15 protein-coding genes are annotated in these 11,953 nt (G+C 60.5%); 6 read left to right on the plus strand and 9 right to left on the minus strand.

Annotated elements, in window-relative coordinates:
* Positions 1-13 precede the first annotated feature (13 nt).
* The 5 genes from AB8B33_RS06425 to AB8B33_RS06445 form a co-directional block, all read right to left on the minus strand.
* A complete protein-coding gene (locus tag AB8B33_RS06425) occupies positions 14-193 on the minus strand; it encodes a hypothetical protein (RefSeq protein ID WP_113324636.1) in 180 nt (59 codons plus the stop codon).
* 122 nt (positions 194-315) lie between these two features.
* Positions 316-1,236 (minus strand): 4-hydroxy-tetrahydrodipicolinate synthase, encoded by a 921-nt coding sequence (gene dapA, locus AB8B33_RS06430; RefSeq protein WP_439014713.1) that lies wholly within the window; start codon positions 1,234-1,236, stop codon positions 316-318.
* A 9-nt stretch (positions 1,237-1,245) separates the two neighbouring features.
* Positions 1,246-1,404 (minus strand): hypothetical protein, encoded by a 159-nt coding sequence (locus AB8B33_RS06435; protein ID WP_439014714.1) that lies wholly within the window; start codon positions 1,402-1,404, stop codon positions 1,246-1,248.
* A gap of 103 nt (positions 1,405-1,507) precedes the next feature.
* Positions 1,508-2,512, minus strand: a complete 1,005-nt coding sequence (locus AB8B33_RS06440; RefSeq protein WP_439014715.1) for a ketopantoate reductase family protein — start codon at positions 2,510-2,512, stop codon at positions 1,508-1,510.
* A 153-nt stretch (positions 2,513-2,665) separates the two neighbouring features.
* Positions 2,666-3,505, minus strand: a complete 840-nt coding sequence (locus AB8B33_RS06445) for an SDR family NAD(P)-dependent oxidoreductase (RefSeq protein ID WP_439014716.1) — start codon at positions 3,503-3,505, stop codon at positions 2,666-2,668.
* 125 nt (positions 3,506-3,630) lie between these two features.
* Between AB8B33_RS06445 and AB8B33_RS06450 the strand changes: the two genes are divergently transcribed.
* The gene (locus tag AB8B33_RS06450; protein ID WP_439014717.1) at positions 3,631-4,518 is read left to right on the plus strand and encodes a LysR family transcriptional regulator; all 888 of its coding nucleotides are present in this window, start codon (positions 3,631-3,633) and stop codon (positions 4,516-4,518) included.
* A gap of 3 nt (positions 4,519-4,521) precedes the next feature.
* Here the strand turns inward: AB8B33_RS06450 and AB8B33_RS06455 are convergent, their stop codons facing one another.
* Positions 4,522-4,944 (minus strand): lipocalin-like domain-containing protein, encoded by a 423-nt coding sequence (locus AB8B33_RS06455; RefSeq protein WP_439014718.1) that lies wholly within the window; start codon positions 4,942-4,944, stop codon positions 4,522-4,524.
* A gap of 263 nt (positions 4,945-5,207) precedes the next feature.
* Between AB8B33_RS06455 and AB8B33_RS06460 the strand changes: the two genes are divergently transcribed.
* Positions 5,208-6,137: an alpha/beta hydrolase gene (locus tag AB8B33_RS06460; protein ID WP_439017193.1), complete on the plus strand. Its 930-nt coding sequence runs from the start codon at positions 5,208-5,210 to the stop codon at positions 6,135-6,137.
* A gap of 30 nt (positions 6,138-6,167) precedes the next feature.
* Here the strand turns inward: AB8B33_RS06460 and AB8B33_RS06465 are convergent, their stop codons facing one another.
* Together AB8B33_RS06465 and AB8B33_RS06470 are read right to left on the minus strand one after the other, a co-directional pair.
* Positions 6,168-6,773, minus strand: a complete 606-nt coding sequence (locus tag AB8B33_RS06465; protein WP_439014719.1) for a carboxymuconolactone decarboxylase family protein — start codon at positions 6,771-6,773, stop codon at positions 6,168-6,170.
* 97 nt (positions 6,774-6,870) lie between these two features.
* Positions 6,871-7,290 (minus strand): NUDIX hydrolase, encoded by a 420-nt coding sequence (locus AB8B33_RS06470; RefSeq protein WP_439014720.1) that lies wholly within the window; start codon positions 7,288-7,290, stop codon positions 6,871-6,873.
* A gap of 117 nt (positions 7,291-7,407) precedes the next feature.
* Between AB8B33_RS06470 and AB8B33_RS06475 the strand changes: the two genes are divergently transcribed.
* Together AB8B33_RS06475 and AB8B33_RS06480 are read left to right on the plus strand one after the other, a co-directional pair.
* Complete coding sequence (locus AB8B33_RS06475) at positions 7,408-7,896, plus strand: GAF domain-containing protein (RefSeq protein WP_113324643.1); 489 nt, start codon at positions 7,408-7,410, stop codon at positions 7,894-7,896.
* Positions 7,897-8,029: 133 nt separating this feature from the next.
* Positions 8,030-9,718, plus strand: a complete 1,689-nt coding sequence (locus AB8B33_RS06480) for a dihydroxyacetone kinase family protein (protein WP_439014721.1) — start codon at positions 8,030-8,032, stop codon at positions 9,716-9,718.
* 8 nt (positions 9,719-9,726) lie between these two features.
* Here AB8B33_RS06480 and AB8B33_RS06485 read toward each other — a convergent pair whose 3' ends face one another.
* Positions 9,727-10,095, minus strand: a complete 369-nt coding sequence (locus AB8B33_RS06485; RefSeq protein WP_439014722.1) for a hypothetical protein — start codon at positions 10,093-10,095, stop codon at positions 9,727-9,729.
* 269 nt (positions 10,096-10,364) lie between these two features.
* Here AB8B33_RS06485 and AB8B33_RS06490 point away from each other — a divergent pair, with 269 nt between their 5' ends.
* Positions 10,365-10,556, plus strand: coding sequence for a hypothetical protein (locus AB8B33_RS06490; protein WP_113324664.1), 192 nt, complete (start codon positions 10,365-10,367; stop codon positions 10,554-10,556).
* A 199-nt stretch (positions 10,557-10,755) separates the two neighbouring features.
* Positions 10,756-11,745 carry a potassium channel beta subunit family protein gene (locus AB8B33_RS06495; RefSeq protein WP_113324646.1) on the plus strand — a complete coding sequence of 330 codons (990 nt, stop codon included), beginning with the start codon at positions 10,756-10,758 and terminating at the stop codon, positions 11,743-11,745.
* Positions 11,746-11,953: the final 208 nt, after the last annotated feature.

Genomic DNA, 11,953 nt, shown 5'->3' on the forward strand with positions numbered 1-11,953 from the left:
CCTCGATCCGCGCTTACTGGGAAATAAGATGGAAGCTCATCTGCACGAGCCCGGCGAAAGCCATAACGGCGCCGAGCCGCGGTGCGACGGCAACCAGGCCGGCAAACAGCGGATGGGAGGGATCGGCCGCATGGGCGCTTACGCCACGTTGCAGCGGGTCGGTCTTGGCATTGATATCAGTCAGGCGTGACATCGTTTGTCCTTTCGAAGTCTAACTCAACCGCCGTTTGAGTGTCGCGGCGGTGTCACGCTCATCAAGATAGATGCTGGCGGATAGGGTTTCCATTTGGCGCCGGAAGCGAAAATATTAAAATCTCATAGGGATAGCGCCATGCGCTGAGCGCTGCCGCCGACAAAAGGAGAAAGCGCAGCTACGATCGCGAAGCGGCTTTCGGCCTCTGCCGGTACGAGTGGCAAGCGAAGATCGGGCTCCGTGCCGCGCAGAACCTGCAGCGCATATTTCAGCCGGGCTGGATCACTCTCCGAACCCAGTGCAGTCACGAGCGGATTCAGCCTGTCGCTGAGCGCCAGCGCTGCGGAAATATAGCTCCCATGGGCCGCCTGCTGCAGCGATGTGACGAGACGCGGGAGGATATTGGCAGCCGCCGACACGATGCCGTCGCCACCCGCCAGATGAAAAGAAAGCGCCGCTCCGTCATGGCCGGACAGGAAACGGAAGCGGTGCCGCAGCGCCGCCGGCACGTTGGCGAAGCGGGCGATATCCCCGGTAGCATCGATGATGGCGACAATCGCTTCGAGTTCGGCAAGTCGCTCCAGCGTTTCCACCGTCAGGTCACTCGCCGTGCGTGCGGGCGCATTCTCGATCAGAACAGGCAGATTGCTTGCCGCAGCGATTTGCTGGAAATGATGCAGAAAGCCCTTCTGCCCTGGCTTGGAATAATAGGGTACGGTGATAAGCACAGCGCGGGCACCGCGTTCTTCCGCATCCCGGATAAACGCGATCGTACTCTCGGTGCAATTGGTTCCGGCCGCGGCGATCACCGGAATACGGTCCGCCGCGGCCCGGATGCAGATGTCGAGCACCATGCGGCGTTCCTGTGGTGAGAGGCTCAGCCCTTCACCCGCCGCCGTGCAGAGAGCGAGTCCATCGACGCCGCTCAGCACCTGCCATTCAACAAGGGCTTCCAATGCTGCGCCATCGACTTCGCCGTTGCGGAACGGCGTGACGAGCGCAGTGATCGCGCCACCCGGGCGCAGTCTTCCCATGCTGTTCATGATGGGGCCTCAGAGCGAGCCGAGGATCACATAGAATTCGACGCAGGCGAGCACGATGCCGAAGATCATCAGCGCCTGGGCCGTGCGCTTCTCACGCATCTGCCGTTTGCCGCGCGTGATGCGGTAGGGGCGAAGCGGCAAGTATCGGGGGGACATGACATCACGCATGGCGGTAACCTTTGCTGTTGTGGCAAAGGCTACTGCCGCCTCCGATAGGAAATCCATTCGGAGTGGAGATCGAAGATATAGGAATCGCATAAAGAGGCGGCCGTCACCCGCCGCGCTGGTTTTCCCTGTCGAGCTGCGTCACCAGCGCCAGCACGACTTCCGATACGGGCGTCGGCACCTTGGCAGTGCGCCCAAGCGCGACGACCATGCCGACGAGCGGCACGATTTCCAACGCCTTGCCGGCCAGCAGATCCTGCAACATTGACGTGCGTACCGCCCCGATATGGCGCGACTGCTCCAGCCGCTCCTCGATGGTGATGCTGAACTGCGCACCCAATGCACTGCCGACGGCGCGTACTTCCTTCATGATCTTGCCAACCGTGTCGAAGAGCGCGGGGTTGGCCATAATGTCGGTCATCAAGGCGCGCGTCAGAGCACTGAGAGGATTGAAAGCCGCGTTGCCCGTCAGCTTGCTCCAGATCTCGTCGCGAATGCGCGGCGTGGTCGAGACATTGAGGCCTGCCTTGGCAAAGAGGCCGGCAACGGTTTCGAGATCGGTCGACATCTCGCCCGACGGTTCGCCAAGCACGAAACGACCAACATTGGAAAGGCGGATCTCACCGGGATTGACGACTTCCGCTCCCTGCAGCGCCACGCAGCCGATCACCCGTTCCGGACCGATCAGGCTCCACAGCTTGCCGCCGGGATCGAGTTCACCGAGCTGCAGCTCGGCATGGCCGCTTTGCGTGTCGCGATGGAAATACCACCAGGGAATACCGTTGAGCACCATGACCACGCGTGTGCCGTCCTTCAGCAGCGCTGCCATGCCCTCGGCTGCCGGGCCGAGCTGATGTCCCTTGAGGCCGGTGATGATGAGGTCTTGCGGCGGCAGTGTCGTCGGATTGTCCGTTGCGGTGATCCGCACATTGATCGGCCTGTCGGCATCGGCCTCATGAAGTGAAAGGCCGCCTTCACGGATAGCCTTGAGATGCGCACCTCGCGCGACGACCGAGACGGTCACGTCATCGCCGAGCCGGCTTGCCAGCTTGACGGCAATCGCGCCTCCGAGTGCGCCAGCTCCGTAGATGCAAATGGATTTGATAGTCATACCTTGCCTTTCCGCATTCGTGATGACGCCCGTAGATTTAGGTCATCGCAGCGCCAGCGCGAGTGAAAATCTTGCCGATGCGACGATCTTCACGCCGAAATGAACGAAGCGCGCCGGAGGGCGCGCTTGTTGCTGGGGGAAAGTCAGGCCTTCTCAGCCGGTCTGTCCGAAGTCCGTGGAGACGGCGAGTTTGCGCCACTGGGCCAGTTCCTTTTCCACGCTGGCATGCTCTTCCTCGATCTTGGCAACCGTATCGCTGCCGAAAGGCATGCGCAGCGGCGGGTTGGCCGAGCTCACCATTTCGATGATGCCGGCGGTCAGCTTGGCTGGGTTGCCCGGCTGCGAATGGTTGGCGCCGGCTGCGAAGTCGTGCATGTTGCCGGCCGGCGTGCCGACATAATCAGGAATGGAGGCTGGGCTGATTGCCAGCGAGTTGTCATGCAGGAAGTCCGTGCGGAAGAAGCCGGGCTCGATGATCGTGACCTTGATGCCGAAGGGTTCGACTTCGGTTGCCAACGATTCCGACAGGCCTTCGACAGCAAACTTCGTGGAGCCATAGACGCCCCAGCCGGGGAAGCCGTAGTAGCCGCCGATCGAGGAGAAGTTCAGGATATGGCCGGAGCGCTGGCGGCGCATATAGGGCAGCACGGCGCGGGTGACCTTCAGCAGGCCGAAGACGTTGGTGGCGTAGATCTTTTCGATCTCTTCGGCCGTTGCTTCCTCGACCGCGCCGAGCAAGCCGTAACCGGCATTGTTGGCGAGGATATCGATGCGGCCGAAGCGGGCAACGGCGGCAGCGGCAGCTTGCCTGGCCTGTTCTTCATTGGTGACGTCGAGGGCGACGGCAAGCAGGTTCGGATGATCGCCGAACTGTTCGGTGATGGTCTTGGGGTTGCGGGCGGTGGCAACGACAGCGTCACCGCTGGCAAGAGCATCCTTGGTCATCAGCGCGCCGAAACCACGCGATGCACCCGTGATAAACCAGACTTTCATGGCAATTCCCTTTCCTTGAGAGTGTTTGTTTCAGCAGTTCGTTGCTGACGGAGAGGAATTTGACGCAAATCGCGCTCATGTATAAGATTTGTTATTTGAGAGACTATGATGAGTGAAATTCAGTAATGAGAGCGACCGAACTTTCCGAAATGGCAGCCTTCGCCGCTGTCGCCAGGCACAAGAGCTTCCGCAAGGCAGGAGAGGAGAGGGGTGTTACCGCCTCCGCGGTCAGCCACGCCGTCCTCAATCTGGAGGACCGCATCGGCATCCGCTTGCTGAACCGCACGACCCGCAGCGTCTCGCTGACGGAGGCCGGCGAATTGCTTCGCTCTCATCTCGATCCGGCCTTCGGCGAGATCAGTTCTGCACTCGATGCGCTGAACCGTTTCCGCGATACCCCCTTCGGCCGTGTGCGCATCAATGTCGGCAATTCCATTGCGCCTTTCGTCGTCGGCCAGATCATCGGTCCGCTCTTGATGAAGAACCCCAACCTGCAGCTCGAAATCGCGGCAACGGACCGGCTGGTGGACATCGTCGAGGAAGGTTTTGATGCCGGAATCCGCTTCGGCGAACGTGTCACCGAGGGTATGATCGCCGTGCGTATCAAGCCGCGCATGCGCCTCGTCGTCGTCGGCTCTCCCGCCTATTTCGAAACCCGGCCAAAGCCTGAGACGCCGCATGATCTGAAGCGCCATATCTGCATTCAGAACATGTTCCCCTCGGGTGCGCGTTACCCCTGGGATTTTGAGCGGGACGGCCAGGCCATCACCTTCCACCCGACCGGCCCGCTCTCTCTCGACGACCACGAATTGATGACGGCAGCGGCCTTGAGCGGCGTGGCGCTCGCCTATGTCTGGGAGGGCAGGGTGGTGCCGCTGATTGCGAGCGGCCAGCTTATCCAGGTGCTGGACGAATGGTGCCAGCCGGAGGAGCCGCTCTACCTCTACTATCCCAGTCGGCGGCATATTTCGGCGGGCTTCCGGACAGTGATCGATGCGATCCGCGGCGAGTGAGTATCAGAGTTTGCGGAATTCCAGCCGGTAGACGACATCCTCTCCCGTGACAGGATCGATGCCGGGTGCATCGCTGATGACGAGCATGTCGCCCTCGATATGCACAGGGCGTATAAGGGGCCGCTCCCATGTCGGGTTCCAGGCGGCCTCGACATGATGGATCACTTTGTCGCCTTCCAGAGTATAGGCGGCGGTGTAAGCCAGCATCGTATCGAAAAGTGCGGCCTTTTCATTGTCGTTGGGGGCTTTGCCGTTGGGTTTAGGCCGGCGTCGGTTGGTGACGAAGGCCATCATCCGGCCGTCGGCGTGATAGGCGATGTATCCAATGGGATCGGCACCCATGGCGTCGCTGACTTCTCCCGTCGCAACGACGGTTCGCGTCCACGAGATCATGCGCCACGTCCCGAGCAGGGCGGCTCTGTCCATGATCTTCCCCTCCTTAAAGTAGTTTAGCACAACGAGAAATACGGGCTACGAACTTATGCGATCAGTCAAAACTCCCTTTTGACTCTCGGTGGTGAAGTGGTGAAGATGCGCCGCACGAAGGAAGAACAGCGCCGGAGGGGCGAATGAGAAAACCGTTTTTTTCTGCTGTCAGTCGGTGGAAAGTGGGATGTCGCGCAGCGCTGCTGTCAGCGCTTGCAGCCGTGGTGCTGTCTGCCTTTCCGCTGGAAATATCGGCGCAGGAAATGTCGGCACAGACACCCGCCTCCCGGGAGCAGGTCGAAAAGCTAGTTTCCCGCTGGAAAGAACATTTCAAGGGCGCTGAGACCCTCAGGGACCGGCGCACCGCGTTCCGTGACTTCATGGAAACGCTGCCGGAACCGACACGCATCCAGATCCGGCATGTCGATGCTGGCGGGGTTGAGGCTGAACTTCTCTGGCCGGCGCGCCTTCATCATCCGATCGGACGGCGTGTGATCCTGTTCATTCACGGCGGCGGCTTCTACAGCGGCTCCATTCGCAGCCACAGCCTGCTTGCCGGCTCGCTTGCCAAGGCCGCTTCCAGCGACGTATTGCTCATCGATTACCGGCGGGCGCCGGAATATGGCTATCCAGCGCAGGTCAACGACGCCTTGAGCGCCTACCGCTATTTGCTTGATAGCGGCTACAGCAACGGAAATATCATTGTTATGGGCGATGGCGCAGGCGGCAATCTCGCAATCGAAACCGTGCTGCGGCAGATGCGCTCCAGACAGCCGTTGCCGGCCGCCGTCGTGGCGCTCAGCCCGATCACTGATCTGGCGGCATCAGGCGCATCGGTCACGTCGAATGCCGCCAACGATCAGGTCCTGGACAAGAATGTGCTGGAGGCGCTGCGTAAAGCCTACCTCGGCAACAATTCCGCGACGGATCCCGACATTTCCCCGCTATATGCCGATTTCTCGGGTTTTCCGCCATTACTGCTGCAAGTCGGTTCCGGCGAGCTGCTGCTCGACGATACGCTGCGACTTGCCGACAAGGCGCGCAAGGACGGCGTCGATGTGACGGCTGAGGTCTGGCCGGGAATGCCGCATCAGTGGCAGCTTTTCCCATCAGTGCTTGATGACGCCGACAAGGCCGGCCAGAAGATCGCCGAGTTCGCGATCACGCATTTTGCAGACCCGCCAGCACAGTAAGGACCATTCCAACACCGCGCGACCCCGCTCTTACGAATGGTTCGAATTCAGCCCTTCGATCGGCCGGCCGATGGCGAGATTCTGACGAAGTTTGGGATCGAGCCGTTCGGCATAGGCATGATCGGGTGCAGCACCCAGCGCATCCAGCATCTTGGAGAAGAAACAGCGTGCTGCCGCTGCCGCGGTCACGTCGAAGATCTCCGCGTCGCTCAGTTGGAGGCGCTTCAAGCCATCGATGTCCTGCTGAGTCACCGAGGTGGCATCGCGCGCCACCTTGGCGGCAAAGTCCATAATTGCCCGCTCGACGGCATCGATGGGCGCTTTTTCGCTGCCACCGGCGACTGCCGAAAGACTGTCGTTGGTAAAGCCGTCGCGCAGCAGCGCGGAGCCATGCGCCAGCATACAATAGGACGACTTGAGCTCCCTGGCCGCCGCCAGCGTCACCAGTTCATAACGCCGCTGGCTCATATGGCCGCGAATGCTGGCAAGCAGCGTTCCCCAGTGCTCCATCACCTCGGGCCGGTGGCCGAAGGCGCGGTACATATTCGGCAGATAGCCGTAGCTCGCTTCGGCCGAAGCGTACATCGAGGCCGTCTTCTCGCTGGCGGAAGCATCTGGGGTACGAATGAAGGCCATGGTACGATCCTCCCTTGATCCACTGGGAGAATAGAGCGGCATCCGGCGACATCAATCTGCCCACCCATCGCTTTCCGCAAAATGGATGCCTGGTGCCTCAGCCGGCCGTTTGGCTCTGCCGCTGGCGGTAGAATGGCAGGATATGGTGTTCCGTCAGCCGCGCCATGATGATCTCGCCCGGTTCAGACGGCGATATCCAGCGGACCTCCTCGATCTCCGCCGTTGCTTTGATATCGTTGTCCTTCACTTGCAGCAGGAAGACCTCGGCAACAACGAGATGATCCGGCTCGTTGGCGGCTAGCGCCTGGAATTGCCCCAGGAATTCGAGTTCGGCAGCCCTCGCGGTGACGCCGATTTCCTCCGAGAGCTCTCGTGTCAGGGCTTGCTCGGGCGTCTCTCCCGGCTCGATCTTGCCACCCGGCTGCATGAAGGCCGTAGTGCCGTGCTTGCGCACCAGAAGTGTGTGACCGTCGCCCCGCAACAGGAGGGCGGCCGATATTCTGATCGTCTCCATCATGCGCAAATCTGACCGGATTCGCTGCCGCAATTCAACTGCCGTAGTCGGATCGGCCGTTTGTCAAAACCCGCCTGACCGCCTATATCAGCGGCTCAGTAACAGGAAGTGGATGTGACAATGTTCCAGGCGGCGTCGATCGAAGTGGACAACAAGGCCGAGTTCTATCGAGAGCTTGCCCAGCAGCTGCAGGGTCTGCTCGAAGGCGAGCCGGATATGATCGCCAACGCCGCCAACACTTCGGCCCTGATGTACCAGATGATGCCCGATCTCAACTGGGCAGGCTTCTACCTGCTGAAGGGTGAGGAACTCGTGCTCGGACCGTTCCAGGGCAAGCCTGCCTGTGTGCGCATCCCCATCGGCCGCGGCGTTTGCGGGACGGCAGTCAAGGAGCGCGCCTCCATTCTGGTGGAAGATGTCCATGCGTTTCCCGGCCATATCGCCTGCGATGCCGCATCCCGCTCCGAGCTCGTCGTTCCCATCAGGAACGGCGATGAGATTGTCGGCGTCATCGATCTCGACAGCCCGATACCCGCCCGTTTCGATGCCGAAGACCAGGCTGGCATCGAGCGCCTGGCGGAAATCTTTGCTGCGGCAACCCGCTTCTGAGCGGACTGGTGTGGCGACGATCCGTCGCTGCGTTTCCGTCGGATTTGATCGTGTATTCACCTTCGGGGAAATCGTGCTAGGTCACTGATCGAACGACGATTGCGTTCAGGTGCGCTGGTTGTTGGAGAGAACCATGAAGAAGCTGATCAACGATCCTTCCACCGTCGTAAGGGAAATGTTGGAAGGGGTCGTGGCGCTCAGCCCGGCAACCATATTGCTGGCCGACGAAAATGTCGTAATCCGGTCCGATCTTCCTGAACCTGCCAAGCGTAAAGTCGCCGTTCTCTCGGGCGGCGGCAGCGGCCACGAGCCTGCGCATGCCGGCTATGTCGGCAGCGGCATGCTGACGGCGGCGGTTGCTGGCAATGTCTTCACCTCGCCGAGCACCGATGCCGTTCTGGCCGGCATCATGGCCGCAAGCGGCCCGGCCGGTGCGCTGCTCATCGTCAAGAACTATACGGGCGACCGTCTGAATTTCGGCCTTGCGGCGGAACTGGCGCGCGCGGAAGGAATTCCCGTCGAGATCGTCGTTGTTGCCGATGACGTAGCGCTCCGGGAAACCGTTCCCGCCGACCGCCGCCGCGGCATCGCCGGCACGGTTCTGGTGCACAAGCTTGCCGGTGCTGCCGCCGAGCAAGGCCTGCCACTGGAGGAAGTGGCCCGCATCGCCCGGTCAGCATCCGAACAGCTCTCATCCATGGGCATTTCACTTGGGTCTTGCACCCTGCCGGCAGTCGGGAAACCCGGCTTCTCTCTCGGCGAACAGGAGATCGAAGTCGGTCTCGGCATCCATGGCGAACAGGGTGTTCGCCGCATGCCGATCGCACCGGTCGACCAGCTCGTCTCGCTCGTCCTGGAAACGATCGAAGCCGATGGCAAGCTCAAGAAGGGCGACCGTGTCGTCCTGCTGGTCAATGGTCTTGGCGCAACCCCGCCGATGGAATTGTCAATAGTCGCGCGTTCCACACTCGCTTTACTTGAAGGCAAAGGCGTCACGGTCGAAAGGGCTTGGGCCGGCACGCTCCTGTCCGCCCTGGACATGCCGGGTTTCTCGCTCTCCATCCTGCATGTCGATATCAGGTCGCTTGAACTGATCGATGCACCGACGTCTGCAAGTGCATGGCCCCGAAGCGGGGCGGTCAATCGCATCCGAGTACTTCCCTCGTTGAGATCAGCTGAAAGCCCACCCGAATCCCGCACGATTACCGCCGCCGGCAAGCAACTTCAGAAGACAGCGCAGGCTGTGGCAAACGCGTTGATCGCCGCAGAAGCGCATCTGACCGAACTCGACAGCATCACCGGCGATGGCGATCTTGGCGCCAGCATGAAACGCGGTGCCGAAGCCGTTCTCGCACTTCCCGATGCCGCCTTCGCGGATGTCGGAAGCGGATTGATGGCGATGGGCGATGCTCTCAGACGCGCAATCGCCGGCAGCTCCGGACCGTTCTATGCCACCGCCCTGATGCGCGCATCACGCCAGCTCGCAGGCATTGAGACCCCGACATCAGTCGAGATGGCCGAGGCCTTCTCCGCCACCGTCCAGGCCGTCTCCGATCTCGGCGGCGCAAAGCCCGGTGACCGGACGATGATCGATGCCTTGCGCCCCGCCGCAGATACCTTCATCGCAAGCCTGACAAAGGGCCAGCCGACCCGTGACGCATGGCAGGGGGCCGTTGCCGCCGGCATTGCCGGAGCGGAAGCCACGAAGGCGATGCGGCCGAAATTGGGCCGCGCAAGTTACCTCGGCGACCGCGCCCTCGGTCATCCGGATGGCGGAGCTGTAGCGGTTACGGTTTGGCTCAAGGCGATTGAGGCGGATTGATTGAGCGCCTAGAAGGCGAAACCTCTGGCAAGCATAGCCAGGGGAAAGATAGCAGCCGAAAACAGCAGGATGATATTGTACCACCGCGAGTACCACGGAAAGGTGCCGCCGCTTGGAAGCGATTTCGCGACACGATAGCCGAGAACGGCGCCGAACGAATGCCAGGCAAGAACCACAAGCGTCCCGTAGGCGCCTGGAATTGAAAGCCTGATAAAGAGCCAGATCAGCGCTGCGGACACCGAGACGCCACCGACGAAATAGGCGATTGCCATCAAACCGCGGCCAAGATAGGCCATCACGACGTCAGGGCCGAATATCAAGCCGATAACTGCAGCGCAGTCCGGACGGCGGCTACGCAATGCTTTGAAAATTTGCATGAAAGTCCCGGCGAAAAAGCGATGGTTCGCAATTGAGTTTCAGAGGCTGACTTTTCGTAAGTTGTATTGGATGCTGCAAAAAACACCAGCCGCCTCCCGGCAGTCGCCAGAAGCTCAAGGCTGGACGGTCGATCTCAGCAGACTGCGCAAATGACGAAATCTTGATCGACAGCGCTGTTCTCGGAACTCCGGCCCGGCCTATTTCTTTAGCCGACACTGATATGCGCTGCATTCCGGTGTCGCCGATTATCGGTATGGGGGTAGATCAAATGTCTCAATTTCGAAAACTGCTGGTCATTGGATCAGCTGTCATCGTGGCAATCATCGCTTCGTCCTGCACGACCAGCTCGGATAGTTCGATACAAACCGGTTCGATCGGGTATGGGCCCCAAAGCACCGACTTTGGGCTCCGACCGGCGTGCCTCGGCGGATTTGGCAACGATCGCCCTTGCAGCTACTAGCGAGAGGCGCGGTTCTGCCCCGCGGGCCCCGAATAGGCTCACGGAAAAAGTGATGCAATAGGACGCAGGACTTTATGACTGCGGGGCCTCGCATATTATTGACAATAAGATAGGTTACGCGAAATCAGTCATTGCCTGATTGTACGAAGCCGACCTCAATTTTGGGGCGGCAGATTTTATGAGTTTTGGGAGATATGTGATGGAATATCGTCGTTTGGGAAAATCGGGTCTGAAGGTGAGTGAGTTCTCTTTCGGATCGTGGGTCACTTTCGGTAAGCAGGTCAATGGCGGCGACGCTGTCGATCTCATGAAGCTCGCCTACGACAGCGGGATCAATTTCTTCGACAATGCCGAAGGATATGAAAGCGGCAAGTCCGAAATCGTCATGGGCGAGGCGCTGAAGTCGCTCGCCTGGAGCCGCGACAGCTACGTCGTCTCGAGCAAGGTTTTTTGGGGTGGTCAGAAGCCGACGCAACGCGGCCTGTCGCGCAAGCATGTGACGGACGCCTGCCACGCAGCTCTCAAGCGGCTTCAGGTCGACTATCTCGACCTCTACTTCTGCCACCGCCCGGATATTGATACGCCGATTGAGGAGACGGTCCGCGCGATGCATGATCTCGTCGCCCAGGGCAAGGTGCTCTACTGGGGCACGTCGGAATGGTCCGCACAGCAATTGACGGAAGCCTACGCCGTCGCACGCGACCTGCGTATCACGCCGCCAACCATGGAGCAGCCGCAGTACAACATCTTCGAACGTCAGAAAGTCGAAGCTGACTACCTCCCGCTCTACGACCTGATCGGCCTCGGCACCACGATCTGGTCACCGCTCGCCTCGGGCGTCCTGACCGGCAAATACAATGACGGCGTGCCGGCCGACAGCCGCATGAACCTGCCCGGCTACGAATGGCTGAAGGAAAAATGGTCCACCGACGCCGGCCGCGCCCAACTGGACCAGGTTCGCCAGCTTGCCAAGCTCTCGAACGAGATCGGCCTGTCGATCACCCATCTTGCCCTCCTCTGGTGCCTTGCCAACAAGCACGTCTCGACCGTCATCCTCGGCGCATCGCGCTCAAGCCAGCTGCAGGACAATCTCGCGGCCCTCTCGCACAAGGATAAGGTGACATCAGATGTGCTGGAGCGGATCGACAGCATCGTCGGAAACAAGCCGGAAGCACCGCGCCGCTTCTAGGCAAGGCTAGGCTATCCAGATCAAGCATCTGGCTCTTATCGTTGTTCCAATAGGAAAATGGCCGGACCCGTTGGTTCGGCCATTTCATTTTTACTGCGCTTCGTTGACCGCGCGTCAGGACGAGTGGCGGCCCGGTTTATCGCGCCAACCGGTCTCTCATGCATGCGCCGTGGAATGGGTTGATGATTTCATTGTGGCCAAGAACCTG

The sequence above is a fragment of the Rhizobium sp. 768_B6_N1_8 genome, assembly GCF_051811225.1.
Taxonomy (GTDB): Bacteria; Pseudomonadota; Alphaproteobacteria; order Rhizobiales; family Rhizobiaceae; genus Rhizobium.

Bases quoted from the DNA above. Each gene is read 5' to 3' on its own strand.
- AB8B33_RS06450 (WP_439014717.1), top strand. From the start codon at position 3,631: ATGAGAGCGACCGAACTTTCCGAAATGGCAGCCTTCGCCGCTGTCGCC.
- AB8B33_RS06470 (WP_439014720.1), bottom strand. From the start codon at position 7,290: ATGATGGAGACGATCAGAATATCGGCCGCCCTCCTGTTGCGGGGCGAC.
- AB8B33_RS06490 (WP_113324664.1), top strand. From the start codon at position 10,365: ATGTCTCAATTTCGAAAACTGCTGGTCATTGGATCAGCTGTCATCGTG.
- AB8B33_RS06435 (WP_439014714.1), bottom strand. From the start codon at position 1,404: ATGCGTGATGTCATGTCCCCCCGATACTTGCCGCTTCGCCCCTACCGC.
- AB8B33_RS06455 (WP_439014718.1), bottom strand. From the start codon at position 4,944: ATGGACAGAGCCGCCCTGCTCGGGACGTGGCGCATGATCTCGTGGACG.
- AB8B33_RS06445 (WP_439014716.1), bottom strand. From the start codon at position 3,505: ATGAAAGTCTGGTTTATCACGGGTGCATCGCGTGGTTTCGGCGCGCTG.
- AB8B33_RS06425 (WP_113324636.1), bottom strand. From the start codon at position 193: ATGTCACGCCTGACTGATATCAATGCCAAGACCGACCCGCTGCAACGT.
- AB8B33_RS06440 (WP_439014715.1), bottom strand. From the start codon at position 2,512: ATGACTATCAAATCCATTTGCATCTACGGAGCTGGCGCACTCGGAGGC.
- AB8B33_RS06485 (WP_439014722.1), bottom strand. From the start codon at position 10,095: ATGCAAATTTTCAAAGCATTGCGTAGCCGCCGTCCGGACTGCGCTGCA.
- AB8B33_RS06475 (WP_113324643.1), top strand. From the start codon at position 7,408: ATGTTCCAGGCGGCGTCGATCGAAGTGGACAACAAGGCCGAGTTCTAT.
- dapA (WP_439014713.1), bottom strand. From the start codon at position 1,236: ATGAACAGCATGGGAAGACTGCGCCCGGGTGGCGCGATCACTGCGCTC.
- AB8B33_RS06465 (WP_439014719.1), bottom strand. From the start codon at position 6,773: ATGGCCTTCATTCGTACCCCAGATGCTTCCGCCAGCGAGAAGACGGCC.
- AB8B33_RS06480 (WP_439014721.1), top strand. From the start codon at position 8,030: ATGAAGAAGCTGATCAACGATCCTTCCACCGTCGTAAGGGAAATGTTG.
- AB8B33_RS06460 (WP_439017193.1), top strand. From the start codon at position 5,208: ATGTCGGCACAGACACCCGCCTCCCGGGAGCAGGTCGAAAAGCTAGTT.
- AB8B33_RS06495 (WP_113324646.1), top strand. From the start codon at position 10,756: ATGGAATATCGTCGTTTGGGAAAATCGGGTCTGAAGGTGAGTGAGTTC.